Origin of the sequence: Pseudomonas sp. NC02, from assembly GCF_002874965.1 — a bacterium.
In the GTDB taxonomy this organism is placed as follows: Bacteria; Pseudomonadota; Gammaproteobacteria; order Pseudomonadales; family Pseudomonadaceae; genus Aquipseudomonas.
In genome coordinates this window covers 6,286,006-6,311,178 of sequence record NZ_CP025624.1, presented here as the reverse complement: position 1 = coordinate 6,311,178, position 25,173 = coordinate 6,286,006, and the positions used below count along the sequence as shown (strand labels likewise).

Below are 25,173 nucleotides of genomic sequence, written 5' to 3'. Positions count from 1 at the left end.
CTCGCTCCTACAATTCAATGCTCATGCCGTCGTACGCCACTTCCACATTGCGTCGCAGCAGCTCGGCTCGCTCGGGCGAGTCTTCATCCAGGATCGGGTTGGTGTTGTTGATGTGGATAAGCACCTTGCGCTGCTTGGGCAACTGCTCCAGCACTTCCAGCATGCCGCCGGGGCCGTTTTGTGCCAGGTGGCCCATCTCGCGACCGGTGCGGGTGCCGACGCCACGGCGCTGCATTTCGTCGTCGTCCCACATCGTGCCGTCCACCAGCAGGCAATCGCTGCCGGCCATTATTTCCAGCAACGGTGCGTCAACCTTGCCCAGGCCCGGCGCATAGAACAGCTTGCCGCCGGTGCGCAGGTCTTCGACGATCAGGCCGATGTTGTCGCCCGGGTGTGGGTCGAATCGGTGAGGTGAGTAGGGCGGTGCCGCGCTGCGCAGGGGCAATGGTGTGAAGCGCAGGTTGGGGCAGGCGGGGATCGTGAAGCTGGCGTCCAGCTCGATGCGGTTCCAGGCCAGGCCGCCATTCCAGTGGGTCAGCATGGTGAACAGCGGGAAGCCAGTGCTCAGGTCCTCATGGACCATGTCGGTGCACCACACCTGGTGCGGGCAGCCTTCGCGCAGGCTGAGCAGGCCGGTGGTGTGGTCGATCTGGCTGTCCATCAGGATGATCGCGCTGATGCCGGTGTCCCGCAGGGCGCGACCGGGTTGCATCGGGGCGAACCCTTGAAGCTGGGCGCGAATGTCTGGCGACGCGTTGCACAGCACCCAGTTCACGCCGTCATCGGAAATCGCGATGGACGACTGGGTACGCGCCTTGGCCCGCAGGCTACCGTCACGAAAACCTGCGCAGTTCACGCAGTTGCAGTTCCATTGCGGGAAACCACCGCCCGCGGCGGAACCTAGAATCTGGACAAACATGGCCGCTCCACTACACATAACTCAAAAATAAAAACGCCCCGGGCGAGCCGAGGCGTTGCATTGCGATACAAAGCCAATCAGCGGCTGGCAAAGTACATGGTGACTTCAAAGCCGATACGCAGATCAGTGTAAGCAGGTTTGGACCAAGTCATGTTCTTACTCCTACGAAGGGAAGGGACGTTTACTACCAAGTAATACATATAGTCCACCTCCAAGCGGAGATGTTCAGATGTGTGCATGTGAATGTTACGTACTTCTTTTGAAGATAGCGCTGTCCTGCGGGAAAAAGCCTTTTACCGAAGCGGCAATGATCAGCCAGATCGTTGCCAGGAGCCGGCGGCACAAGCGCCATTGGCCACACAGCACCATCCGCCTGCAGCAGCATTGAGTTGCTGTGCAGATACCATTAAATCCTCACGGGTGCGGGTCTGGATGAAATCTTGCAGCTGCTGGATGTAATCCGACGGGTGGCCTGCCAAGTGCGCGTGCCAGAGCAGTTCAGCGGCTTGGGAAGTGGGTAGGGCGTCGAGGGAAAATTGCCGGGCCAGATCGTTCGGCAGTTCGCTGGCGTTGATCAGCGCGGGCAGTTGCTTCAGGAACGCCTGCAGGTGATCAAGTATTTGCGCAAGAGACGCGCTTGGGGATTGCACCCCAAACAGCAGGCCGGTTTGCCCGCTGTACTGTCGGATGTCGCTGAACACCGCGTAGCCCAATTGAAGCTCAACACGCAGTTGCTGGTAGAACGGCGCTTGCACCAGATGTGCGAGTAGACGCCAGCAAGCCTCGTCCGCCAGGGAGCGTGTGGCTGTCGGGCAGAACAGCAGCAACGCGGCGTCGCTGGAATCGGTCCTGACTTCGTGCCAACGATGCTGGCTGCTGATTGACGGCAGTTCGCTGATAGCCGCTTGCGGTTGGCCGGGCAGTTTCCCGGCTGCACTTTTTATCGCCGTCTCGCAGGCGGCGGGCAGCCCCACGGCGAGCCCTTGCCAGCGAGCGGTTGACCATCGGTCTCGCCCAGCAACCTGCTGTGCAGCTGGGATGTCGGCGCAATACCCGGGCAATGCCTTGAGTAACTGCCGGATCGCCATTGCCGGCGCCGGGGAGGATGACGCTCCGGCATTTTCGTCGAGCCGGGTCAGCTCGCGTGCCACTTCCTCCAATATCGCGGGCATGGGTTCGTGCAGCCCTAGCATCTTCAGCTGCCAGTGACCGCCGATTGTCTCGAAAGACAACTGGACGCCAGCCTGGCTGGCGTTCTCACGCAGCCGTGGGAAAAGCTCTGCATCCAGCGGCGAATCCAGATGCCAGCGCAGGTAGAGCGCGCCTTCATCTGTGTCGCCTGGCAAGGCCTGGCTGAAGGTCAGCGCCGAAAAGTCCTTTCGCCCACGGGAGCGATCCTGGGCGAACGTGCGCAGGCCGCGATGGGCGCTGGTTTGCCCGCGAATCAGCCCCGGGCGCTCTTCCCTGGCTGCCGGCTGCAGGAACGGATTGGTGGGCGGCAGTTGCCAGGCGTGCCGGGACGGCGGCAATTGCAGCGAGTCCAGCAGGGTCTTGAGGGAGCTGGCGCTCTGCTCGGACAGGACCAGTTCCTTGTCCTGCCGGGCCAATGCCAGGGCACCACTGACCTGTTGTTTGCGAGCAAGCAGCAAGGCGTGCTCTTCCCGCAGGGGCGCCCAGTCACTGTGTGCGAAAAAGCTCAGCCAGTCGTGCAGCAGTTCTTCGATCAGTGTCGTCTGCTGCGCATCCTGAGTGTCCAGGGTGAACTTGATATCCAACAACGCCTGTCCGGCAAATTGATACAGCGCCGTTGCGTTAATGGCACTGACTAACTGCCGCGACTGCAACTCGGCGAGCAACCCGCCGGGCGCCGAAGTGTTCAGCCACAGGCAGAGGAAATCCAGCGCCTCAGGGGAAGCCTCGCTTGCCACCACCTGATGCCAGTGGTGTTCATCGGTGTGTTGATAAGTACGTTGATTGCCGGCCAGCAACGCTGGCGCCGGCGTCTGTCGCCGCAGAGGTGCAGTCTTCAGCGCAGCGCCAAACTGATGCGCCAATGCCTCCAGCTCCACCAGCGACTGAGGGCCCGCAAGGCTCAAGGTCATCTGCCCGGAATGATAGAAACCTTCATAAAAATCCCGCAAGGCCTGCTGAAAATCCTCACGCTCTACCGCCAAGCTATCCCGGTTGCCCGCATGAAACGCGCGCAACGGATGATCCGCCGCAACACCTTCCAGCAACGCTTGTTGCTGTTGCGCCGTGGCATCTTGCGACCAGGCAATAAACTCCGCCTGCAATACTTCGCGCTCACGCAACTGGTCTTCCAGGGCCAGGCGCGGATGGGCGAGCATGTCCCCCAGGCGCTCCAGTGCGGCTTCAAATGCCGAAACAGGCACCTCAAAGAAAAAGTCGGTAGTGCGCTCGCGGGTGCTGGCATTCACCTGTCCACCCTGGCGCTGGACGTAGGCCATCAGCCCTTCGCTTGCAGGAAAACGTCCGGTGCCCAGGAACAATAAATGCTCAAGAAAATGCGCCAGTCCCGGCCACGCCAGGGGCACATCGTGGCTGCCCGCTGCAACGCGCAAGGCAGCCGCGGCGCGCTTCAAGCGCGGCGCATGATGCAAGGAAACCCGCAGGCCGCTGGCCAGGGTCAATTGAAGGTGATGAGGGTGGGCCGGCGCAGGCATGAGCACTTCCGAAACGTAGGAAGTGCCTATGCTAGCGCAAAGCAGCCGGGATCAGTGCTTGTGCAACGCCCCATAAAGCTCGGGACGACGGTCCAGCAGGTAGCGATTGGCCGCGCGTGAGTCGACCATCAACTGCCGATCGAGTGTGCCCACGATCAGCGCTTCATCCAGACCTGCCTGGGCAATCCGCTGGCCATCCGGTGCGGCGATGCTGCTTTGCCCGCAATACTGGATCTCGCCTTCCTGCCCGCAGTAATTGGCGTAGGCCACATAACACTGGTTTTCAAACGCCCGCGCCCGCACGGTCACATCGGCGACGAAATCGAAGGGCACCATATTGGCCGTCGGTACCAGGATCAACTCCGCGCCGGCCAGCGCCAGGCGCCGGGTGTTCTCCGGGAACTCCAGGTCATAGCAAATCAGGAAACCCAGCGTCCAGCCGTTCAATTCCACCAGCGGGAAATCATCGTCGCCGGCGCTGAACATCGAGTTGTCGAGATCGCCAAACAGGTGGGTCTTGCGGTAGTTGCACAGGCGCTGGCCGTTGGCGTCTATCAACTGCACGGCGTTGTAGATCTGCCCGTCTGCACCGCGTTCCGGGTAGCCATACAGAATCGCCACGCCCGAGTTTTTCGCCAGCGCGGCGATGGATTGGGCAGCGGGACCGTCCTGGGTTTCAGCCAAGGCGCCGACCGCTTCCACGCCGATGTTATAGCCGGTGAGAAACATCTCCGGCAGCACCAGCAGGTCGGCGTCGGTGGCCTCTTGCGCCAACTGATGCAGGCGCTTGAGATTGCCGGCCACGTCCAGCGGCAAAGGCGGGCATTGATACAGGGCAACACGCATGGGCAACTCCTTACTCGGGCAGTGCGATTGGCCCGATCTCGTCGAACACATCCCCCGGCCCCGGGTTCTGCGGGTGAGTGCTGCCACCGAAGTGAGTCATGATGCCCCACACCGCGTTCAGCGAGGTTTGCACGGCGCCTTCAACCCACGCCGGGGTCCAGGACACGTCGTCACCGGCAATGAAAATACCGCGTTGCTCCGCCGGCATGTCCTTCTGTATGAAGTGCGCGTACATCCGCTGGTTATAGCGATAGTGGCCGGGAAGTGCGCCTTTGAAAGCGCCGAGGAAATGCGGGTCGGCTTCCCATGACACGGTGATCGGGTCGCCGATGATCCGCGCGGCGATGTCGACTTTCGGGTAGATCTTCTTCAGCGCATCCAGAGCCAGCTTCACGCGTTTCTCGATGGGTTGCGGAAGCATTTTCAGCGCATCGCTCATCCAGGAGTAGGACAGGCAAATCACCCCCGGCTTGTCGTCACCGTTGTCGAACAGATAGGTGCCGCGGGTCAGGCGATCCGTCAGCGTCATGCTCATCAGGTCGCGGCCGGTTTCCGGATCCTTGTCCTTCCAGAATGGCCGGTCGACCATCACGAAGGTCTTCGACGACTGCATGTAGCGGGTGCGGTCCAGGGCCATCCACATCTTTTGCGAGAACAGGGTTTCGTCGCACTCGATCTGGGTGGTCAGCAGCCAGCTCTGGCAGGTGGTCAGCACGGCGGCGTATTCGCGGGTGTCACCGTAGTTGTCGGTGACGGCGAAACGGCCGTCCGGGGCGTGGGCAATGCGCTTGACCCCGGCCCGTGGCGCACCGTTGTGCAGGGAACTGAGGCTGGTGCCTTCGGGCCAGTGGGCGCAACGCTCCGGCACATGGCGCCAGATGCCCATGGGCACTTGGGCGACGCCGCCGACCACCAGATGCTGGTGATCGTCGCAGTTGGTCATCACCACGCGGAAGATTTCCAGCATCGAGTTGGGGAAGTCCGAGTCCCAGCCGCCGGTGCCGAAACCGACCTGGCCGAACACTTCGCGGTGATGAAAGGACAACTTGGCGAACGCTTTGGAGGTCGCCACGAAGTCGTAGAAGGTGCGGTCGTCCCACAACGGAACCAGCGTATTCCACAGCTCTTTCAGGCGCGGTACGTCACGGTCGCGGATGGCTTGCTGGATATCGGCGAACTGCGAGCCGGCTTCCAGGGCGTCGGCCCAGGCGTCAGCCACTTCCTGGAACAGTGCAGGAAGGTCAGCGAGTTTCTGTGCGTAGTGCGTCTGGCCTTCGAGGTCGATGACCGTGCTGCCGGAAGCCGGCGTCAGCGGGTTGGGGAAGGGTTTGGTCTCCAGCCCGAGCTTGTCGACGTAGTGGTAGAACGCGGTGGAGGACACCGGGAAACGCATGCCACCCAGTTCCGCAATGATGCCTTCGGCGCCTTCAAACGCCTGGGAGCGCAGGCGGCCACCCATTTTCGAGGCTTCATACACCACGGGTTTAAGGCCCAGCTTCATCAACTCATAGGCGGCTACCAGCCCGGCAATCCCGGCGCCGACGATCGCCACTTCGGCGCCGTGGTTGGCCGCCGGAATGCTGCCCAGGCCCGCCGGATGCTCGATCCAGTCATCAAAGGCGAACGGGAAGTCCGGGCCAAAGATAGTGATCGGCTTTTTACCGGTGGCGGGGTGGCGGTTGGGCTTGCTGATGGTGCTGGAAGGAATGCTCATGGCTGACCTTGCTGGCGGCTCGGCGGGGCGCGACCCGCTGAGTATAGGAAAAGATGGCAGCCATTCTAGGGAGCGTAGCGTTCGTTAATAAGACGCAATGTGTCGTCGGATTGAATTGTTTTTAGTCAGAGTGACGATCTTGCTGGTCAGATTGGTTGGCCGCGATCCAGTTTGTTACTGAGGATGATCGAGGTGGTGGTCTTCTCCACGCCATCGACGCTGCCGATCTGGTCCAGCAGTTGATCCAGCTGTTCCGGCGAATCGGTGCGCAGCCAGGCCACGTAATCGAACTCGCCGCTTACCGCACATAACTGCTGAACCTGCGCCATGGCACTGATCCGGCGCAGCACTTCCTTGCCGGAGCGCGGTTGCACGGTGATCCCCACGTAGGCCTGCAAACCACCGTCCACCACCCGCTGGCTGAGGCGCACGCCATAGCCGGTAATCACCTGGGTTTTTTCCAGGCGCGCCAGGCGTGAGGTGACGGTGGTGCGCGCGATGCCCAGTTGCCGGGCAAGCATGGCCACGCTTTCACGCGCGTTGATCTGCAAGGCGGCGATCAACTGGCGATCGATTTCATCGAGGACGGGAGGGTGAGAGGCGGGCAAGGTGTTCTCCGGCGCGGGCATCAATGGGCGAGCATGTTACAGGCTCGGTCCTGGCGATACTGCCCGCCCGGCCGGGAATTTATTTTCGCCGCTGATCGAACACATTATTTTGTGCCAGATTGTGAAAAGTAACTGTTTGGTACATTATTTTGCGTTAGGTATACAGGAAGGACGTTTGCGCGATGAATAACTTTGGAGCTGCCACCGGCAGCAGATGGTTGCTGGTTGGGCTGGGCCTGCTGATCGCCTTGATCGGCCTGGGTTTGGCAGGCGGTGGCGGTTACCTCGTAGTGCTGGGCGGCAGTTGGTATTTCCTGCTGATGGGCCTGGCGATGCTGGTCTCTGGTGTGCTGATCGCCAAGCGCCGGCCTCAGGGCGCATGGCTGTACGCCGTGGCATTGGTGCTGACTGCGATCTGGGCGGTGTGGGATACCGGTCTGGAATACTGGCCGTTGGTTTCGCGAGTCCTGACCTTCGCCGTCATCGGCCTGGTAGTCGCGCTGATTTATCCACAGCTCGCCCGCGCTTCCGGATCGACACCCGGGCGCGGCGCCTATGGCGTTGCCGGGCTGCTGGGCCTGGGCGTGGTCGCCACCCTGGCGTACATGTTTGTACCGACCCACGTGGTCAAGGCCAGCAGTGAGCCTGCGGTGACTGCGGTAACGCCGGGCACCGAGCAAAAAGACTGGGCCCACTGGGGCAACACCACCGCCGGCAATCGGTTTGCCGCGCTGGACCAGATCAACAAAGGCAACATCGACAAGTTGCAGGTGGCCTGGACCTTCCACACCGGCGACATCCCCGAGAGCAATGGCGCCGGTGCCGAAGACCAGAACACCCCGCTGCAGATCGGTGACAGCGTTTACGTGTGCACCGCCTACGGCAAAGTGTTTTCCCTGGACGCCGATACCGGTGCCCAACGCTGGAAATTCGATCCCCAGGGCAGCGGCCCCAACTGGCAGCGTTGCCGTGGCCTGGGGTATTTCGACAGCAGTGCCAGCGAGCAACCCGCCGGCGCCAAAGCCTGTGTGAAACGTCTGTTTCTGCCGACCGGCGATGCCCGGTTGATTGCGATCAATGCTGAAACCGGCGCGCCCTGCGAAGACTTCGGCGACCACGGCACCGTTGACCTGAAGACCGACATGGGCGAAGTGAAGCCCGGTTATTACCAGCAAACCTCGACGCCACTGGTGGCGGGCGATGTGGTGATCGTGGGCGGGCGTGTGGCGGACAACTTCTCCACCGGTGAACCGCCAGGCGTGGTGCGCGCCTTTGACGTGCACAGCGGCGAACTGGTGTGGGCCTGGGATCCGGGCAACCCGAACACCACCAAACGCCCACCTGCAGGAGAGACCTACACCCGGGGCACGCCGAACGTATGGTCGGCCATGTCCTACGACGCCAAGCTCGGCCTGGTCTACCTGCCCACCGGTAACGCCACCCCGGACTTCTTCGCCGGTGAACGTACCGCCTATGACGACAAGTGGAGCTCCTCCATCGTCGCCATCGACGTGAAGACCGGCCAAGTGCGCTGGCACTTCCAGACCACTCACCACGACCTGTGGGACTTCGACCTGCCGGCACAGCCGCTGCTCTACGACATTCCGGATGGCAACGGCGGCGTGCAACCGGCACTGGCCCAAGTCACCAAGCAAGGTGAAATCTTCCTGCTCAACCGCGCAACCGGCGTGCCCATCGCCCGGGTCGAAGAGCGTCCGGTGCCCCAGGGCAATGTGCCCGGCGAACGCTATTCGCCGACCCAGCCGTTTTCGGTGGACATGCCTTCGATCGGCAATCAGCAACTGACCGAATCCGACATGTGGGGCGCCACGCCGTTTGACCAGTTGATGTGCCGCATCCAGTTCAAGGGCATGCGCCACCAGGGCGTCTATACGCCACCAGGCCTGGACCGCGCGCTGCAATTCCCGGGTTCGCTGGGGGGGATGAACTGGGGCAGTGTGTCAGTGGACCCGAATACCCACTACATGTTCGTCAACGACATGCGCCTGGGTTTGGCCAACTACATGATCCCGCGCGACAAGATCGCCGCCGGTGCCAGTGGCATCGAAATGGGCGTGGTGCCGCAAGAAGGTACGCCGTTCGGTGCGATGCGCGAGCGCTTCCTCTCGGCGGCGGGCATTCCGTGTCAGAAGCCGCCGTTCGGCACCCTGTCGGCCATCGACCTGAAAACCCACAAGCTGATGTGGCAAGTGCCGGTGGGCACGGTTGAAGACACCGGGCCGCTGGGCATCCGCATGCACATGCCGATTCCGATTGGCATGCCGACTCTTGGCGCGTCTCTGGCCACGCAGTCTGGCTTGCTGTTTTTCGCCGGCACCCAGGACTTCTACCTGCGCGCCTTCGATACCGGCAGCGGTAACGAGATCTGGAAGTCCCGTCTGCCGGTGGGTAGCCAATCGGGACCGATGACCTACGTGTCGCCCAAGACTGGCACGCAGTACATCGTGCTAACCGCCGGCGGCGCGCGACAGTCGCCGGACCGTGGGGATTATGTGATTGCCTACGCGTTGCCCAAGAAATAGGGCGTGAAAAAGCCGCACGGATGTGCGGCTTTTTTTTGCGTCTTAGATCGTGTCTGCCAGCAGGCATCGGGCAAAGAGTTGTGGCACCGGAAGGTTGCGCTGGCTGTAGCGGCTCAGCAAGATGATTTCCCGGTTAAAGGTCAGCTCGCCCAGCGGGATGACACGCACCTGCGGGGATCGGTCCAGCCATAGTCCGGCGTGGGGAACCAGTGAAACGCCCAGGCCGCATTCGACCATTTTGACCAGCGCCTCGATCTCGTCCAGTTCCAGCGCCACTTGCACGTCCAGCCGCTGATCCCGCAGAAAGCGACTGACCAGCCGCCCGCCAAACGAAGCCCGGTCGTAGCGCACGTGAGGATGAGCGGCGAGCAGTTGCAGCGGGTCATCCCCCTCGACCGTCAGCGGCGCGATCAACACAAACGGCTCCCTGCGCAGCAGTTGCACGTGCAGTTCCTTGGGCAAGTCAAAGGGTGGGCGAATGATGATCGCCGAGTCGAGTTCGCCTGCATCCACCTGGCTGAGCAGCTCCAGGGAAACTCCCGGCACCAACTTGCACTCCACCGTCGGCGCCGCCTGGCGCAAACGCACCAGGGCCTGGGGCAGCAGGCCGGTCTGGGCGGTGGTGATGGCGCCGACCTTCAACTCGCCCCTGTACTCATTGGCATCCACCGGCACAGCCATGCGGTTGAACGTCTCGAGAATCTCCCTGGCCAGCGGCAGCGCGCGGATCCCCGCCGCGTTCAGCGTGGCCTGGCGCCCGGTTCGGTCGAACAACTGCACGCCGAGCACCTGCTCCAACTGACGGATCTGCGCACTCACCGCCGATTGCGTCAGCCCGATATGCATGCCCGCTGCGGCGAACGTGCCATGGCGGGTAACGGCGATAAAGGTTTTCAGTTCCCGCAGCATGGGCGTCTCGATTGATCAAAATAATTTGAGCTCGCTGCGAAAATTATCGTCTTTCCATCGGTTACGGCAAGGCTAGACTCGCAAGGACTTAATACCCATAGAGGTTAAACCTGATGGCACTGGCTCCTTTTCACCTGGCAATTCCGGTATTCGACCTGGCGGCTGCGCGGCAGTTTTATGGTGAGGTGTTTGGGTTGGAGGAGGGACGTGCCAGTGATCACTGGGTCGACTTCGACTTCTTCGGGCATCAATTGGTGATTCATGAGCATCCGAAAACCGCTTCTCAAGAGGCGGCGCACACCAATGCGGTAGACGGTCACGACGTGCCGGTGCCGCATTTTGGCGTGGTGTTGAGTTGGGATGATTGGCATGCGTTGGCGGAGCGTTTGCAGGCGCGCAATACCCAGTTTGTGTTGGAACCGCATATTCGTTTCAAAGGCCAGGTGGGCGAGCAGGCGACGTTGTTTCTGTTTGACCCGTGCGGCAACGCGTTGGAGTTCAAGGCGTTCAAGGACATTGGGCAGTTGTTTGCTAAATGAGGGCGCGTTGATGAATGGCCTGGATTCAACGGGCATCGCCGAGGCGGTGGGTTCGGGGGCGATTACGCCGGCTTTGGTTGCTGAACACTTTCTTGCGCGCATAGGTGTCGACGAACCAGATATCCAGGCGTTTGTATCCTTCGACGCTGAGGCGGTGCGCGAGCAGGCGTTGCAGCTTGAAGGCTGTTCCGGTCCGCTGGCGGGCTTGCCCGTGGGGGTCAAGGACATCTTTGATACCGCCGACCACCCAACGGAATTCTATTCGCCGATTTACCTGGGTAATCGTCCATCGCGGGATGCCCATGTGGTGACGCTGCTACGACAGGCGGGCGCGATCATCATGGGCAAGACCCACACCACCGAATTTGCCTACATGCACACAGGGCCGACGCGTAATCCGCTCGATCTGTCCCGCACGCCGGCTAGCTCCAGCGCGGGTTCCGCGGCGGGGATGGCGGCCGGGTTTTTCCCGTTGGCGTTGGGTACCCAGACGGCTGGGTCGCTGCTCAAGCCAGCCGCTTATTGCGGGTTGTATGCCTTCAAACCGTCGTTTGGACTGGTCTCGCTAGAAGGCGTGAAACCCCTGGCGCCGAGCCTCGATACCGTGGGTTGGTATGGCCGTTCGGTGCGTGATCTTGAGCGGGTGGCGCGGGTGTTGATCCCTGGGTTTCCGGCTGTTGAGGCGGGGCGTCGGCCCTTGCGGCTTGGTTTCTGCCGTACCTCTCGCTGGTCGGATGTGCAGCCGTTGGTGGCCGAGGCTATTGAACGAGCGGTTGCACGGTTGGGGCCTCTTGTCAGTGAGGTCGTGTTGCCTGAAGCGTTCGACGGGGTATTCGACGATCACCAGTTGATCAACGATTGCGAAGGTGCCCGTTCATTGGCCAAGGAGTTTCAGTCTCATCCCGAACTACTCAGCGACTCGACGTTGGCCATGATCGAGCGCGCCCAGACGACGAGTTGGGAGCAGGAGTCGGCAGCCAAGGCCCGCTTGGTACAACTGGCCCCGCAGCTTGCGCAAATCTGCCAGCCGTTTGATGCGATGTTGAGTGTTTCCTGCGGGATGCTGGCGCCGGTGGGGTTGGCGACCACGGGCCCGTCGGACTTCATCAAGTTCTGGGGCGCGTTTGGCTTGCCGCAGGTGAATGTACCGGTGATGCGTGGGGAAGGGGAGTTGCCGGTGGGGTTGCAGGTAATTGGGGCGTTTAGAGGGGATGCGCCGTTGCTAGGTACGGCGCAAGTCATTGTTAATGCGTTGGTAAGCTGAGAGTCAGTCAAGGCACAAAAACTGACATTAGTTCGCTGGCGAAGCGGCGATAGGCGTAGTCATCATATTCTTCGCATGAGCCCGTTCAGAAATGAGCGGGCTTTTTTCATTGGTGTGTCCTGTGTGTATAAAAGATGCTGCAGGATACCTTCGGTGTGTAAGATACACACTGTGGAGCGGGCGCGATGAGAAGCAGAGAGGTAATTGACTTGCTGATGGCGGATGGATGGTTTGAGGTGGCGGCGAAAGGCAGTCACCATCAATTCAAGCACTCAACCAAGCCCGGCCGGGTGACGGTTCCTCATCCTAAATCAGAGATAGCCAAGGGGACCTTGCACAGCATTTTGAAATCAGCAGGCCTGAAGTGATGACCGTAGGTTATGTGGTGAATGATCCCGCTGCGGCTCATTCAAAGGAGGAAAAATGAAATTTCCAGTGGTGATACACAAAGACGCTGATTCAGATTACAGCGTGACCGTCCCGGACGTGCCAGGTTGCTTTTCTGCGGGCACAACCTTTTCCGAAGCTCTGGATAATGTCCGCGAAGCTTTAGCGCTGCACCTCGAGGGATTGGTTGCTGATGAGGAGCGGCTTCCTCAGGCTAGAGAGGTCGACGTCCATTTGGAGAATCCGGACTTTGCGGGTGGCGTGTGGGCGGTGATCGACTTTGATCTTACTCCTTACCTGGGCAAGTCAGTCAGGTTCAACGCCTCACTGCCTGAGCAACTTTTGAATCGTATCGATGAGCGAGTGCAAAAAGACCATCGCTATGCCTCGCGCTCTGGGTTCCTGGCGACGGCGGCTTTGCGCGAACTTTCCGTTTGATAACGGGCCGGTAGAGCACGCAGTACAAAAAAGGCTTACGCCGCAAAGCGTAAGTCTTTCTTTTATTCGAGGAGGTGTGATCAGCGAGACTACGACCCCTTGCACACCTTCGCAGCGGCAGCATCGTTCGGGATAAATGAATCCGGCGCGCCCGGCTTCAGCACCACGTACCCTCGCCGCCACGGTTGATCGTCCACCAGATTCCAGCGATGCCCGGTGCCGGTGTTGTCTTCGGCGATCAGTACTTCACCCGGATGCAACGTGAACTTCTCACCGCCGCGTGTCACGAACGCCAGGGTGCCGGACAGCGTCATGACGTACTGTGGCTCCGGGTCGTTATGCCAGCTATACGAGGAATGCGCCGCCGTTTGCTTGAAGTGAACGGCGGTCACGTCATTGCGCATGCTCTGGTCGATGGTGCCTTCCAGTACGTGCGAATTGTTGTCGGCGCCGGTGCAGAGCTTGAATGCCTTGATGGAGTCAGTGGCGGCGGGGGCGGCTTGTGCGCCGCTCAAGGTTGCGAGGGTGATTGCGACGGCGGCTGTGGCACGTATGCCCAGGCCGTGGATTGCGTTGCGCGGCGAGCGTTTTTGCTGATGCATGGAACAAGTTTCCCTCGTGCTGAATTGGCGTTGACTGGGAATCATGGTCAGTGCCGTAGCCGTTCGGGACAACTAACTAATGTTTCATTGCTGCACGACTCACGCGCGCCAGAAACGACAAAGCCGCGCAATGCGCGGCTTTCAAGATGGTGGCCCAGTAGGACTCGAACCTACGACCAAGGGATTATGAGTTGCTGGGCGAGCTGATATGCCTAGAGAAATCGTTCGTAGGTGAACGTAGGTTGGCATAGCTGGAGGCCCCGTCGTTACTGGTGTTGAGCGTAATTTTGAGAAGGTTGCTCAAGCTGAGTACTGTACCGTGGTTGTACTGATTTTGCATTTCTCGTTGGAACTCAAGCTTGTAAAAGACCTACTTCAGAACGCGTTGCTTTGGAGTGATGTAGACGCTTTCTAAAAGTGGAGTTGACCGCGAAAGCGGACAATCTGCACCTGCATTAATTGGCCGGTCGGCGTCGCCTGTGCGTTGTGTGTCGACTACCGCCCAATCCAATCAGATTGACTAACAGTGATGCTCGGCATCAGAGCTGAATGGATTAATCAATAACGCTTCATGTGTGCTGAAAAAAACTGTTGAGGCCCCCCCTAAAAGATGGCACTTTGCTTTCAAAGCCATGGAAGCCTTACGCAATGACGATTCTCCAATCTGACCTGAGCAACAGGTATTTTAATCGCTCGCAAAGTGGCCACACCCCCAAACGTCCAGGTCAACCTACCGCTTTCCTTAGTCACAGTCACAAGGATGCAGCGCTTGCGCTGGGCCTTCAGGAAATGCTGAAGCAACAGGGGTGGGACATCTACATTGACTGGCAAGACCAGGCGATGCCCGAGCAGCCTGACGCAGAGACTGCCGCGCGAATCAAAAATGCAATCATCAGCGCAGAATGGTTCTTGTTTCTAGCAACCGAACATTCCATGTCATCACGTTGGTGCCCATGGGAGATTGGATACGCGGACGGCAAAAAGCAGTTGGGCCGCATAGCGATCATCCCTACTACCGACACCCATGGCCGCTATCACGGCAACGAATATTTAAAGCTCTACAACCGCATTGATACCCCGCCGTCCGGTGGCTTGGCGCTGTACGACCCTCAAGGAAATGGCCGCTGGGTACGCACCCTCTGAGTTTCTCAACCTCCAACACAGCGATTACTACATGACGAGGGAACAGTTGCGACTCATTGACGACCTGTCAAAAGAGTTGGCAGAAGGAAATCTTGCTATTTTTGCAGGGGCGGGCTTTTCGCGCGCGGCTGGGTTCGTTGATTGGAAGACGCTGCTTAAGCCAATCGCGGACGACCTGGATCTGGACGTCGAGAAGGAATGGGATTTAGTTACGTTGGCTCAATACCATGCAAACGTAAATTCGACCAATCGAGCGAAGCTCAACCAACTCTTGGTGACGGAGTTTTCTGCGAAGGTGGCCCCTACTGAAAACCACGTCATCCTTGCAAGGCTTCCGATCCAGACCTACTGGACGACTAACTATGATCGTCTGATCGAGACCGCGTTAGAAAACAACGAGAAAATCGCGGATACCAAGTACACAACCAAGCAATTGGCAACGACAAAGCCCAAGCGCGACGCGATAGTCTACAAAATGCACGGCGATGTTGAACATGCGTCCGACGCAGTGTTGATTCGAGACGATTACGAGCGTTATCACGTCAAAATGCAGCCGTTCATCACCGCGCTCAGCGGGGACCTCATTGCCAAAACTTTTCTTTTTCTTGGCTTTAGCTTCACCGCCCCAAACCTTGAGTACATCCTCAGTCGAGTAAGGATTCAGTTTGCCAAGGATCAGCGACAGCACTACTGCCTATTGAGGAAAGCCGCTCAAGCCGTTGATGAAGAGTTAGCGGACTTCGAGTATCGCCAGCGCAAGGAGGAACTTTTTAAAGGCGAATTGTTGCGCGTAGGGATCAAAGTGATTTACGTCGATCAGTTCTCTGATATCACCGAGATCTTGAAGGCTGTCGAGCATCGCCACAAAAAGAAAACCATCTTCATTTCCGGCGCCGCGCATGACTACAGTCCATGGACGGAAAAGGAGTCGGAAAATTTCGTTTACGAACTGAGTAAGGCAATCAGCAAAGCTCAATATCGGGTGATTTCTGGGTTTGGGCTGGGGATAGGTAGTGCCGTCATCACCGGTGTGCTGGAGCAGACCATCATGAATGGTGGACGCCTAGACAGCGATCAATTGATCTTAAGGCCGTTCCCGCAAAACCAGGTCGGTCAACGTCCTTTGAAAGAGGTCTGGTCGGAATATCGCCGCAACATGCTTGCTCACACGGGCATCGCCATCTTCCTGTTTGGCAATAAACTTGAGGGCGGCGACGTGGTGCTTTCAACGGGTATGCGGGAAGAGTTCGATATTGCTGTGACCAACGGCGTCTTTGTGATCCCAGTGGGAATTACAGGTTCCATCTCCAGAGATCTGTGGAACGACGTCATCCAAAGCTACGACGAAGCACAGCACACGCATGGAAAAAAGATTACACCGTTGCTGCATGAGTTGGGCGCCGAGGCCACGACGCTGAAGCGAGCCCAAGAAGTTATCTTGACCCTCATCCCTCTCATTTAAGGACTCAACCCATGGCTAGAAAAGTTTTCTTCAGCTTCAAGTACGATGACGTTGATCGCGCCATGAATGTGCGAAATAGTAATGTAATTCAAGCTGCCGCGAAGTACGGCTTTATCGACAAAGCAGAGTTCGAAGAGGTGCAGCGTAAGGGCGAGGCCGCGATAAAATCCTGGATCGACGGCCAGCTCGTTGGCACCACGGTGACAGTCGTACTGGTAGGTGCGAATACCAACAAGAGCAAATGGGTTAAGTACGAGATTGACCAAAGTATCGCGCGCGGTAATGGCTTGTTGACCATCGACATCAGTCAGATCAGCAACCTGAGGCAACAGACTAGCTCGTGCTGTGGCCTTACCGTCACCGGATACAAACACTATCTATGGAATAAGGATAGTGGACGGGAGAACCTTGGTAAGTGGGTCGAAGATGCTGCCAAGGCCGCCGGCAAGGTCTGAATCATGACGGGCCGCCAAATCACCGCGGCCCGTCTGTCAGGTTTATTGGTATGGAGTATACTTTGATATGACGGATAAAAGGGATACCAATTGTCTCTTCGGTATGGGCCGTCGCTGGAAGTTAGTCTTCCCATATATCTATAACGTGTTCTGGTAAAAATACTACGGTATTGCCAGCTTCTAGGTTACCTTGTTCATCTGAACATGCTGGGGTGTTTTGTAACTCGCCCACGAGGTAGGGACCAGACCTACCTATCACTCCGACCCACATCCTTTCACCAAAAAGTTCGGTGTCTCCATTTTTACCATCTAGGGAAAACTCGAACTGAAGTTTAACGCTATCGCTCACATTAAGGCTATATCGCTCTGATTCTTCGGGAATTCGGAAGGACTGTGGCCAGCGCTCGTTGCTTGCTACCCCACTAAGAAGATGCCATCCGTCAATGTCTAATACGGCTAATCTCTGGTTAGGCCTCGTAGCGATTTCAGGTTCAGGGACTGTACCAAAGGCGGGTCTCGGTCCTATTGAAGGTTGTGTCAGAGCGGGTTCCCTAAATATTGCTCTTAGCAAATCCTCAATTCGCTGATCCAGCTTTCCCTCGTCCCGCATATCAAGTGCATAGACTCCCAAGAACTGCGCGGGTATGGAGCAGTCCGCGCCAGGAGTAAATTCGCCATCTCGAATAATAGGAATGAAGCGCTCCCGGTCCAACCCGGCAGCAATGCGTCCAGTTATTATTTGTTGTTCGTAGCCAACTCCACCGGCACGAGCCAATGACTTTCTGCTGTAGTCCTTCGTGCAAATGATCAGGGCGAAGTCACAATCTTGAGCTTCAACTTCCATGAACTGAGTGAGACTTTGTCCGGGCGTGATATGCCACTGGTCTAGTCGGACGTTCACTCCGTTTTTTGTTAACCTCTCAGCGAGAACTCTTACCCATAGCTTGTGGGCGTCGCTCTCCCAAGAATATGAGATAAATACCTTCGGGGGAACTTCAAGTTCTGCCATTTGCTTTGCCTCTTCTTCTCGTAGGGTGCCGTGATGTGTGTGCTGCCCGGATTTCCTAGGTGGTCATAAGATCGATGTATAAATCCTTTTAGACTCTATCTGTGATCGTTTTGACCTCGTGTGTTTAGTGCTAGCTGCAAGTGCTTAATAAGTTAGATAGAGGCGTGCGCATAACTTTTAATATTTATGCTAATCGTTAGCTGCAATATTTTCTGAGTTCGTTTTCCAGGGCGTTGAGAAGTCCTGTAGGTGGCTCTAATCTCATTTGCGTGCTGCGCTCAATATGGCTAAAAAATAACTGTTCATCGTTTGTGGCTGCACCGGACGAAGTCTCAGGTGGAAGCATTTTCATATTGTAACTGATTATAGGAGTGAATCCGTTTTTCTCAGTGCTAAATATTCTTTCCAGGGTGAAGAGTTTTGCAAGGGTGTGAAGTTGCTTTTCTTGAGTGGCTATATAGCTTATGCATAATTCGTCGGGCGCTTCGGTATACAATCCCTCTGGGACTCTTAGCAAGAACATGTCCCAAGCAGTCGATCGAATATTTTTAAGTGCTGTAGTATACGGCGTGCTTGCTTGAACTCCCAATAAGCGACCAGCAATACCTGAGAAGTAGTGTAGTGCCATATGTGCTTCGCGGCCGAGCATTATTCCGAGTCCATCTTTTAGGAAACTGACCAACTCCCCATGTTTTTGTAGGGGGGTAGCACCTTTGAACTCAATTTTTTCTATGAGTATCATCTTGATTAACGCTATTTGTATTGACTCAATTGCATTGTTTAAGAAGCGTTTGTCAAATTTCTCGGTAAAAGCTATCGTTCTTCCTTCTGCTAATTCAGTTAAGGTTTTATGGGGGGTAGGCTCTAAGTAGAATTCAATCGCGGCTGGGTCTGGAATTATTTCTTGCGTATATAGAAAGTGCTCTTGGTTCATAGAGAAAACTTTTAGATACGATTCGGTCCGTCTTTTCGCGTTTTTTATGAAGTCTTCATTTGAGGATTTTGAGTAATGCTCCATGTAATAAAAAAGTGGGCTGAAATCCCATTTGTTTAGTGTTGCGAAGTGAAGAAAATTTTCTAGCCCGTCAAGCTTTGTGTTTTTTTGTACTCTGTTGTCAATTGCATCCATTATGTTGGAGTCGAGTAGTGCACTCGGGTAGATAGGGAGATTTATTTCTCCAGATGCTAGAAAATTTTCATTGAAGACGGCGGGTCGTTTACCATTTAGTTGATCTACAAGAAATATCGGGTTGATTTCGCCAAATGTTTTTGTTTCTGATAGGAATGGTGATGGGTAGGGTGACTTTTCAATTTCCCAGTAATAGTTTTTATTCACTTTAACTCCTTGATGGTCGTAAAATTTACAAGTAACTTTCTAATTTGTGTTTCTAGAGTATTTTACGCTGGTGCTTTATTCCCCATTAGTAACGCCATTTGCCTTTGGCTAGACGACAGTGCAGGCCAGATCATCTCTACATTTCCTGGCTTCATATGCCTAAGGTCTTCTTGATATTTGCTGCGTTTAAGGTTGATCTTGAAAAAAGAAGGACTGTGATCAATTTTGTTTGCTTTTAAGCGCCAGAGAACGACGAAAGCAAATTTTGGAGAAAGGTACTTGTTGGTTCGGTAATATTTCAGCGCGTTTGACAGCATCGAGTTGTTTTCCGCGACCGCCAGTTTCTCTAGAGCACTAACACATGAATTCAATCGCATCTGTTGCGTTAAGCGCTCAAGTTTTTTCTTGGCATCAGTCGGTGAAAGTCTACGACCTGCCTCGAACACCGAAAGGCCAAACCTAAGGATGCACTGCGATCCAACCCATAGCGTATGTTTAGTCATCGTATTGCGAATTTCGAACTGATATCGAAGCGACTCCTGATCGCACAGCTCACATGTGTCGGTCGGCTGTTCATGATCCCTCACGACCTCTGTGAAAGACCACTCCTCGAAAGCTTCGGGCAAAGTCTCTCCGACGGACCGTGGCAGAATGTTGTCCCTGACGCGCTTCGGATAACTGCTCATTGCTAACTACCTCCATGGTCGTTTCTTGATTACGCAAAGTGACGTACAGCTATGCCCAGCATAGTTTGGGTTGTGCGGCGGGAAAGCTATCAATGTTCTTTGGTTTTAAATCATCGAAATTTTCAGATAGGTTCCAGCTAAATTTTACGACCCAGCCTGCTCTCCACGATGAGTGCACCCGCTTTTGCTCCAAGCTCAAGCGAGGCCAAGTGAAATCTGAACAAGCCTGCTAATGTGCTGGCATTGTACTGAAGCTAGCTGCTGGGGGAAGGGGTATACTGGGACCAGCAGGATGGTGGTTGTAACCCTATTCTTGGGCTAAGCGAGAGTGGCGGCCAGGATAGCTAGAACCAGATTGACTGAAAGGCGAGGGCTTCAAGAAGGCTTATGTTGAGAACGGTGAAGGGGACAGAGGTCCGAGAGCAAGCGGCTATCGCACGGATTTTCACGGCTGCCGTTTTTCACGAGATGGTCAAAAAGGGCCAGTCTCCGATCTTTGCACGATTGATGAAAGAGCTTGCAGTTGAGGTTGATAAGTACACTTGGAGCGTAGGGCGGATACTGGATGAGCTCTTCGACTTACTGAAGCGGAAGAGCTTTAGAAATGAGTATGCCTATAAAACTGCCGTCGCTCAAAAAGTATTGCTTGGTTCGCACTCTTTGAGGACCGCGTCGCTTGTCGATGAGTTTAGAGTTGGTAAGAATAAAGCAGATATAGTTATGTTGAATGGTACGTCCACGGCATATGAAATCAAGTCTGATCGGGATAAGTTGGATAGGCTCTACTCACAGGTCGTGTCGTATAGTGAGGTTTTTGCGAGTGTTACGGTGCTGTGTGCTGAAAGACATCTAGAGGCAGTTGTTTCTATTGTTCCTGACTTTGTAGGCGTTTCTGTGCTCACCGATAGATACCAGATCTCAACATTTCGTAAAAGCTTCTGTGATCCTAGTCGTACTATCTCAAGCTCTATATTCAACGCCATTACACAAAGAGAGGCCATTGAGGTCCTGAAGAATCTAGATGTACGTGTCCCTAGCTTACCAAACACACAAATGCATAGCGCTCTGGATAGAGAGTTCGTGAAAATCCCCTCTGCTATTGTGCATGATGAAATGGTACGAGTTTTAAAAAGTACTAGGAATCTATCGGGGCTGTCTGAGTCGGTCAGAAGCTTGCCAGCTTCAATAAGATTTTTTGCGTTAACCGTTCCTCTAACAGAACGGACTAAGGGGAATCTATTGGATGCAATAGATACTCCACTAATGGAAGCATTGAAGTGGGGATGAATGGAGCATGTACTACCCTTATTTTCGCGGTAAGCAGTATGATCTAATTACTATTCGCGAGTGTGCGGATATTATGTCTGAGCGGGGATTTGTCCCAATTATCGAACCAGTCAAAGAAGCAGTAAACGGTTTGATACGGGCAATTGATGCTGTGAGCGATGCTGGCGGTGATATTTCGCTTATAGTAAATCCTCGCTATGGAGATCTTTCCGCCGACCCGTCTAGATTGATCGAGCTTCTGGATAGTAATTATGAGCACGCTGCGAATGTGTATGCAGGAGTATTGCTCACTGATGAGACTGATGTTCATCAGATTGAAAATATCTTAGAGTCTGTAGGTCAGCGCAAAAAACTATTCATCCATGCTGGTTTTACCGATGCTCGAGGGCTGTTAAATCTTCTACCTCGGGACGATGATTCTGCTCATGTTTTTTTAGATGGTTACAATGGACGTCTATATCAGAGAAATTTTACCGATTTTGAAAAGATTGTCGTTAAGAATGGATTTGAGAAACGTGCGAATAGGCTTCACCCCGCTGTAGAATTTTTCTCGGACTTGCACGTTACCTTCGAAGATGATGGGGCTGAAGGTTTTGGAGATTTTCTAATAGTTGGAGACGAGTACTCTGAAGGTGGAGGGCCTGCTTACGCAGTTGCCATTCATTTAACATTCATCGACGATGAACAGGATGATGGAATGTATATCCATCACTTTAAGTCTGATCGCTTCGAAACGCCGACTGACCCAGCAGGTAAGTTTGCTGAGGCTTTGCGTAAGTTAGTTGATGAAGCCCTGAGACCCGACACGAAAATTTTCCGAACTCGCGCGGTTGATGAGTTTATTGAGTTGCATGAGCGCGGCCACTTTCCCGGATTGGGGTATGTTAAAAAGCTCTCTATGCAGCATCACATTGAAGTGATGGCCGATTATTTTCATGGACGGGAATGAAATTGTACTGCTGCCCAAGCTGTTTTGGTGATATACATCTTCGAAGAAGTTTTTTTGTTCAGTTTTCTCACGAAATAGGGGTTTGTAGTTATTGTCTTTCCCCCGATCAACCACTGTTATCCCCGCGAGAACTTAGAGAGCTATTTGAGTTGTTGACAGGGATCTATGTCAGAGATTCCCAGGGAATTGGACTTATCGAGTTGCTGAAAAGTGACTGGGGAATGTTCAGTCATGAGAGAATGGATATAGCCCATGCTAAAGAGCTTCTTAGCGATGTTCTCGATGATGGTGAATTGGTAAGGCAACGATACAGACCATCTGAGACTGCCGTTTCAGATAACGCACTACAGAGATGGGATGATTTACGTCAGGAACTCATACATAAAAACAGGTATTTTCCTGAAACTGAAATAAATCTTTCCCGCCTCAAAAGGCTTTTTGATTATTTGTTGCTTCCTGCCGCGGAGGTGGCTACAAACTGGTTCCGTGCGCGGATACAAACCGGTGCTTCGACATACACTCCTATAGAAATGAAATCGCCTCCAAAACACCTCGCCTCACATGGTAGAGCCAATCCAGCAGGTATTCCATATCTATACTTGGCGTCCACACCTATAACAGCTGTTTCTGAAATTCGCCCTCATACGGGAGAGGATGCGTGCGTTGCCAGTGTACGTATTCCTGACGGATTAAAAGTTATTGATCTCAGACATCCTAAAAGAAGTGTTTCCCCTTTTATGCTTTCTGATGAGAGCGAAATATCTATGCTTAGAAGTGATGTAGAGTTTCTTGAGAAGCTAGGAGAAGAACTTACTCGGCCCGTTTTGCCAAGATCTGCTGCGTTCGATTACGTACCCAGCCAATATCTATGCGAGTATGTGAAAGTTTGTGGGTTTGATGGTGTTATGTATCGGAGTTCGGTAGGGGATGGCGTTAATTTAGCATTATTTGACCCCGACGTAGCAGAAATAGGAGCGACTGTAACTCAGCGGGTCGGACGAGTAACAGTAAATTTTGCTGAATAAAAATTTGAATGAGTGTGTTTGGTAATATACAGGAAGTTAGATTTTCTAGTCTAAGGAGGTAGCGTTGGAAGTTTAGTCGGCGTCGGCACTCCAACAGCCGTTCACTAATGCATGAGGGGTTGCTCTCTTGCCTACCTTCGAAGGCCCGCGATATGAAAGTATTCGGGCCTTCCTGTTCAAGACAAAATTTGGTCTCCGTCATGCTTATGTCGGGTAAATGTTTATGGCGAGCGGGTTGAATTTTTCTTGAAATGAGTCAAACACTACAGGCGCTATTTATTGGATGTACTCGTTTGGCGATGTCGGAGTGCGGGGCGATCCGTTTTCGAAATACCACTGACGAAAACGGATCATCACCTAAAACTGTAGCTAGTTTCAGCTATAAGCTCGTTTGCCAATGGGTGAGGTACTTTTTCGATAGTCTGGTTCTAACAGATCTGCATCGTAACCTTCACCTGGAGCGGGAATCTTGTCCAAAGTTCTCACAAAGCGCGCTACGTCTAGATTTTGCGAAAAAAGCGTTAAACGTGTTCCGTAACCTGGGTTGTGCATTCCAGGCCATTCCGGAAATCCAACACTGAGCTGATGCTTGTTCGCCCACTCAGTCCGTTTGGCCTTCACTAATGGAGGAGTGGCTTCGCCGAGATAGGGTTCATCTGTGATGACGTGATGTCCACTGATAGGATCTTTCCAAAAGCGAGTGTGATCACCGTTAGGTATCTTGCACTGAAATCCGTGGATGTCCTCAAAAAACGGTAGTGGGTTCCGCGGTGTCAGCGCGGGGACTAAGCCCGTCACAGAGATGAATCGGATCGCTCGTGCTGCAGAGAACACCCTCATTTCTGCGTGTCCCTCTCCCGGTAGGACTTTGGCAAACGATAGTTCTTCAGAACCGTTGATTTCCAAATCGGAAAGCAGCCCGAAAAAATTTTGCGGAGTGACCAATTGATGCAACAGATTGGGGATAGACACTGTTGCAGAGACGCTACCTTTGTTGCCTTCCCAGTCTCTCCACCTAGCAGATATCGTCACCTGGTACTTGTGAGTGTGCGGCATCCCTGATGCAGATGAATTCAGCGAGCTATGGGCGTGGTTGAAGTTATGAAAACCTGACAACTGAGCTGCCAGATTCAATGCTTGGAAATGAGTGATTTTTGAGCCTTTCTTCAATTCTTTGGCAACTTTCTTGATGCCAGCGATGGAGTTAGGCTTACGGGGTGTTGCGATCATGGACAACTCCAAGCTCAGCGGAAACGAAGCTCGCAATCGTTTCTGAGCATGAAGAACCCAGAGATAATGAGGAGTGTTGCAACAGGGCCACGGGGCTGTGGCTTAGCATGGCGAGCACGGGGCAGCTGTCACTACCGATGCTGATGGTAGCGGCTAGTTAAAATCTCTGCAACCGGACGACAGCGCTGCTCCGATACCGTTTCCAACCTCGATGCAGGCACAACGGCTGATGTGCCGATTACGAGTTCTGTTCGACCTTCTGCTCCATTCTGTTGCAAATGCCTTCAGAGGAAGTGACACGTCATTCGATGTCCCAACGCTCAAGGCTAGCGCGAATGGCCTTACTAACCACTTCAGTGTGTTTCTGAATCAACCCGCTTAATGCTGTAATCATCTCGACAGTGACCGGTTCATACTTACCATCATTCAGGCTGCGGGCGATCTGGTTGAGATTTCGTCCTAGAGCCAAAAGCTGATAGTTCGATTCACCTAATGCGTCGATTTCATCCATGCCGAACTGTGGCTCGTGGGTCAAGCCGATGCGGATGGCGTCGACGATCCAACGCCGCATGGAACACCGCTCTATCTGAGCTCGCTCGTTGATAGCTGCTTTTTCCGAAGCAGTCAGTAGGATTTCAAAGCGTTGCTTGGGATCGCTTGTCGTCGTCTCTGCGACTTGCTGGTAAGTCTTTGGGGCCGGGTTCGCTGCTGATTGCGCCAGTTGTTGCTCAATCGCAGCTTTGATTGCTGCTCCAGGAGATTTACCCAAAGCAAGGCAGTAATCCGCCCAGCGGGCTTTTAGGTCTGCGCCCAGGTGAATGTTCAAGGCTCGGCTTGAGCTCTCCATAAATACTCCCCATCAACGGTAACGAAACCTGCAAAGCCATGCCGTGCTAAATGTGTGCGCACATTTAACCGGCGGTAAGCCTATCCTGCACTAGTGCTCCACCGTCTTTCAAATTTGTTCATGAACAAGGAAAAATCGTAGTGGAGGTGGCGTTGTGTAATACAGCTTTCCGGTGAAAGCCTATCCTGCACTAGGTCTCATATCCCCCAAACATTTGTTCATGAACAAGCTTTCCTTGATGCGGTGTGTCGGATAGCTGGGGTAGAGCGAAGGCAGGCGTAGTGGGTGTCA

24 protein-coding genes are annotated in these 25,173 nt (G+C 54.7%); 11 read left to right on the top strand and 13 right to left on the bottom strand.

Translation table 11 applies throughout. The features are described 5' to 3' along the window. Positions 1-7: 7 nt before the first annotated feature. The 6 genes from pqqB to C0058_RS29710 form a co-directional block, all read right to left on the bottom strand. Positions 8-919 carry a pyrroloquinoline quinone biosynthesis protein PqqB gene (pqqB, locus tag C0058_RS29735; protein WP_102370041.1) on the bottom strand — a complete coding sequence of 304 codons (912 nt, stop codon included), beginning with the start codon at positions 917-919 and terminating at the stop codon, positions 8-10. A gap of 77 nt (positions 920-996) precedes the next feature. Beyond that, entirely contained in the window at positions 997-1,071 is a 75-nt protein-coding gene (gene pqqA, locus C0058_RS29730; RefSeq protein WP_003194766.1) for a pyrroloquinoline quinone precursor peptide PqqA, read from the bottom strand. Positions 1,072-1,230: 159 nt separating this feature from the next. After that, the gene (gene pqqF / locus C0058_RS29725; RefSeq protein ID WP_102370040.1) at positions 1,231-3,603 is read right to left on the bottom strand and encodes a pyrroloquinoline quinone biosynthesis protein PqqF; all 2,373 of its coding nucleotides are present in this window, start codon (positions 3,601-3,603) and stop codon (positions 1,231-1,233) included. Positions 3,604-3,654: 51 nt separating this feature from the next. Then, on the bottom strand, positions 3,655-4,449 hold the full coding sequence (locus tag C0058_RS29720; RefSeq protein ID WP_102370039.1) for a carbon-nitrogen hydrolase family protein: 795 nt from the start codon (positions 4,447-4,449) through the stop codon (positions 3,655-3,657). Between the two features lie 10 nt (positions 4,450-4,459). Next, positions 4,460-6,142, bottom strand: a complete 1,683-nt coding sequence (locus C0058_RS29715; protein ID WP_102370310.1) for an NAD(P)/FAD-dependent oxidoreductase — start codon at positions 6,140-6,142, stop codon at positions 4,460-4,462. Positions 6,143-6,309: 167 nt separating this feature from the next. Beyond that, positions 6,310-6,792 (bottom strand): Lrp/AsnC family transcriptional regulator, encoded by a 483-nt coding sequence (locus C0058_RS29710; RefSeq protein ID WP_050543199.1) that lies wholly within the window; start codon positions 6,790-6,792, stop codon positions 6,310-6,312. Positions 6,793-6,953: 161 nt separating this feature from the next. On the opposite strand from C0058_RS29710, the gene C0058_RS29705 reads away from it, so the two are divergent. After that, complete coding sequence (locus C0058_RS29705) at positions 6,954-9,314, top strand: glucose/quinate/shikimate family membrane-bound PQQ-dependent dehydrogenase (protein WP_102370038.1); 2,361 nt, start codon at positions 6,954-6,956, stop codon at positions 9,312-9,314. A gap of 42 nt (positions 9,315-9,356) precedes the next feature. Here C0058_RS29705 and C0058_RS29700 read toward each other — a convergent pair whose 3' ends face one another. Further along, positions 9,357-10,223 carry a LysR family transcriptional regulator gene (locus C0058_RS29700; protein ID WP_003211026.1) on the bottom strand — a complete coding sequence of 289 codons (867 nt, stop codon included), beginning with the start codon at positions 10,221-10,223 and terminating at the stop codon, positions 9,357-9,359. Positions 10,224-10,336: 113 nt separating this feature from the next. On the opposite strand from C0058_RS29700, the gene C0058_RS29695 reads away from it, so the two are divergent. The 4 genes from C0058_RS29695 (at position 10,337) to C0058_RS29680 (ending at position 12,851) form a co-directional block, all read left to right on the top strand. Further along, positions 10,337-10,762, top strand: a complete 426-nt coding sequence (locus tag C0058_RS29695) for a VOC family protein (protein ID WP_003211024.1) — start codon at positions 10,337-10,339, stop codon at positions 10,760-10,762. 10 nt (positions 10,763-10,772) lie between these two features. Further along, entirely contained in the window at positions 10,773-12,026 is a 1,254-nt protein-coding gene (locus C0058_RS29690; RefSeq protein ID WP_102370037.1) for an amidase, read from the top strand. 185 nt (positions 12,027-12,211) lie between these two features. Then, on the top strand, positions 12,212-12,394 hold the full coding sequence (locus C0058_RS29685) for a type II toxin-antitoxin system HicA family toxin (RefSeq protein ID WP_003211022.1): 183 nt from the start codon (positions 12,212-12,214) through the stop codon (positions 12,392-12,394). Positions 12,395-12,449: 55 nt separating this feature from the next. Then, entirely contained in the window at positions 12,450-12,851 is a 402-nt protein-coding gene (locus tag C0058_RS29680; protein ID WP_003211020.1) for a type II toxin-antitoxin system HicB family antitoxin, read from the top strand. 89 nt (positions 12,852-12,940) lie between these two features. On the opposite strand, the gene C0058_RS29675 is transcribed toward C0058_RS29680, so the two are convergent. Then, the gene (locus C0058_RS29675) at positions 12,941-13,453 is read right to left on the bottom strand and encodes a cupin domain-containing protein (protein ID WP_008434401.1); all 513 of its coding nucleotides are present in this window, start codon (positions 13,451-13,453) and stop codon (positions 12,941-12,943) included. Positions 13,454-14,101: 648 nt separating this feature from the next. Here C0058_RS29675 and C0058_RS29670 point away from each other — a divergent pair. From C0058_RS29670 to C0058_RS29660, 3 genes are read left to right on the top strand one after another with little or no spacing between them, the layout of a single operon-like run. Continuing rightward, complete coding sequence (locus C0058_RS29670; protein WP_102370036.1) at positions 14,102-14,596, top strand: toll/interleukin-1 receptor domain-containing protein; 495 nt, start codon at positions 14,102-14,104, stop codon at positions 14,594-14,596. A 31-nt stretch (positions 14,597-14,627) separates the two neighbouring features. Next, complete coding sequence (locus tag C0058_RS29665; RefSeq protein WP_102370309.1) at positions 14,628-16,058, top strand: SIR2 family protein; 1,431 nt, start codon at positions 14,628-14,630, stop codon at positions 16,056-16,058. A gap of 11 nt (positions 16,059-16,069) precedes the next feature. Next, positions 16,070-16,513, top strand: coding sequence for a TIR domain-containing protein (locus tag C0058_RS29660; protein WP_102370035.1), 444 nt, complete (start codon positions 16,070-16,072; stop codon positions 16,511-16,513). Positions 16,514-16,634: 121 nt separating this feature from the next. On the opposite strand, the gene C0058_RS29655 is transcribed toward C0058_RS29660, so the two are convergent. The 3 genes from C0058_RS29655 to C0058_RS29645 all read right to left on the bottom strand — a co-directional run bounded on the left by C0058_RS29655 (position 16,635) and on the right by C0058_RS29645 (position 19,544). Next, entirely contained in the window at positions 16,635-17,522 is an 888-nt protein-coding gene (locus tag C0058_RS29655) for a toll/interleukin-1 receptor domain-containing protein (RefSeq protein ID WP_102370034.1), read from the bottom strand. 196 nt (positions 17,523-17,718) lie between these two features. Then, positions 17,719-18,858 carry a hypothetical protein gene (locus C0058_RS29650; RefSeq protein ID WP_158660309.1) on the bottom strand — a complete coding sequence of 380 codons (1,140 nt, stop codon included), beginning with the start codon at positions 18,856-18,858 and terminating at the stop codon, positions 17,719-17,721. 62 nt (positions 18,859-18,920) lie between these two features. After that, positions 18,921-19,544, bottom strand: coding sequence for a hypothetical protein (locus C0058_RS29645; RefSeq protein ID WP_102370032.1), 624 nt, complete (start codon positions 19,542-19,544; stop codon positions 18,921-18,923). 387 nt (positions 19,545-19,931) lie between these two features. Here C0058_RS29645 and C0058_RS29640 point away from each other — a divergent pair, with 387 nt between their 5' ends. The 3 genes from C0058_RS29640 to C0058_RS29630 all read left to right on the top strand — a co-directional run bounded on the left by C0058_RS29640 (position 19,932) and on the right by C0058_RS29630 (position 22,805). Beyond that, complete coding sequence (locus tag C0058_RS29640; protein ID WP_102370031.1) at positions 19,932-20,831, top strand: sce7726 family protein; 900 nt, start codon at positions 19,932-19,934, stop codon at positions 20,829-20,831. 7 nt (positions 20,832-20,838) lie between these two features. Continuing rightward, positions 20,839-21,780, top strand: a complete 942-nt coding sequence (locus C0058_RS29635; RefSeq protein WP_102370030.1) for a sce7725 family protein — start codon at positions 20,839-20,841, stop codon at positions 21,778-21,780. Positions 21,781-21,929: 149 nt separating this feature from the next. After that, positions 21,930-22,805, top strand: a complete 876-nt coding sequence (locus C0058_RS29630; protein ID WP_256579530.1) for an RES family NAD+ phosphorylase — start codon at positions 21,930-21,932, stop codon at positions 22,803-22,805. Between the two features lie 375 nt (positions 22,806-23,180). Here the strand turns inward: C0058_RS29630 and C0058_RS32710 are convergent, their stop codons facing one another. Further along, entirely contained in the window at positions 23,181-24,035 is an 855-nt protein-coding gene (locus C0058_RS32710) for a hypothetical protein (RefSeq protein ID WP_158660308.1), read from the bottom strand. Positions 24,036-24,336: 301 nt separating this feature from the next. Then, positions 24,337-24,861, bottom strand: a complete 525-nt coding sequence (locus C0058_RS29625; protein ID WP_102370308.1) for a plasmid mobilization relaxosome protein MobC — start codon at positions 24,859-24,861, stop codon at positions 24,337-24,339. Between the last annotated feature and the right edge of the window lie 312 nt (positions 24,862-25,173).

Coding starts and splice junctions, on each gene's coding strand:
- C0058_RS29720 (WP_102370039.1), bottom strand. CDS start 4,449: ATGCGTGTTGCCCTGTATCAATGCCCGCCTTTGCCGCTGGACGTGGCC.
- C0058_RS29645 (WP_102370032.1), bottom strand. CDS start 19,544: ATGAGCAGTTATCCGAAGCGCGTCAGGGACAACATTCTGCCACGGTCC.
- C0058_RS29705 (WP_102370038.1), top strand. CDS start 6,954: ATGAATAACTTTGGAGCTGCCACCGGCAGCAGATGGTTGCTGGTTGGG.
- C0058_RS29640 (WP_102370031.1), top strand. CDS start 19,932: ATGTTGAGAACGGTGAAGGGGACAGAGGTCCGAGAGCAAGCGGCTATC.
- C0058_RS29660 (WP_102370035.1), top strand. CDS start 16,070: ATGGCTAGAAAAGTTTTCTTCAGCTTCAAGTACGATGACGTTGATCGC.
- C0058_RS29670 (WP_102370036.1), top strand. CDS start 14,102: ATGACGATTCTCCAATCTGACCTGAGCAACAGGTATTTTAATCGCTCG.
- C0058_RS29700 (WP_003211026.1), bottom strand. CDS start 10,223: ATGCTGCGGGAACTGAAAACCTTTATCGCCGTTACCCGCCATGGCACG.
- C0058_RS29690 (WP_102370037.1), top strand. CDS start 10,773: ATGAATGGCCTGGATTCAACGGGCATCGCCGAGGCGGTGGGTTCGGGG.
- pqqF (WP_102370040.1), bottom strand. CDS start 3,603: ATGCCTGCGCCGGCCCACCCTCATCACCTTCAATTGACCCTGGCCAGC.
- C0058_RS29680 (WP_003211020.1), top strand. CDS start 12,450: ATGAAATTTCCAGTGGTGATACACAAAGACGCTGATTCAGATTACAGC.
- C0058_RS29665 (WP_102370309.1), top strand. CDS start 14,628: ATGACGAGGGAACAGTTGCGACTCATTGACGACCTGTCAAAAGAGTTG.
- C0058_RS29710 (WP_050543199.1), bottom strand. CDS start 6,792: ATGCCCGCGCCGGAGAACACCTTGCCCGCCTCTCACCCTCCCGTCCTC.
- C0058_RS32710 (WP_158660308.1), bottom strand. CDS start 24,035: ATGATCGCAACACCCCGTAAGCCTAACTCCATCGCTGGCATCAAGAAA.
- C0058_RS29685 (WP_003211022.1), top strand. CDS start 12,212: ATGAGAAGCAGAGAGGTAATTGACTTGCTGATGGCGGATGGATGGTTT.
- pqqB (WP_102370041.1), bottom strand. CDS start 919: ATGTTTGTCCAGATTCTAGGTTCCGCCGCGGGCGGTGGTTTCCCGCAA.
- C0058_RS29675 (WP_008434401.1), bottom strand. CDS start 13,453: ATGCATCAGCAAAAACGCTCGCCGCGCAACGCAATCCACGGCCTGGGC.
- C0058_RS29635 (WP_102370030.1), top strand. CDS start 20,839: ATGTACTACCCTTATTTTCGCGGTAAGCAGTATGATCTAATTACTATT.
- C0058_RS29695 (WP_003211024.1), top strand. CDS start 10,337: ATGGCACTGGCTCCTTTTCACCTGGCAATTCCGGTATTCGACCTGGCG.
- C0058_RS29655 (WP_102370034.1), bottom strand. CDS start 17,522: ATGGCAGAACTTGAAGTTCCCCCGAAGGTATTTATCTCATATTCTTGG.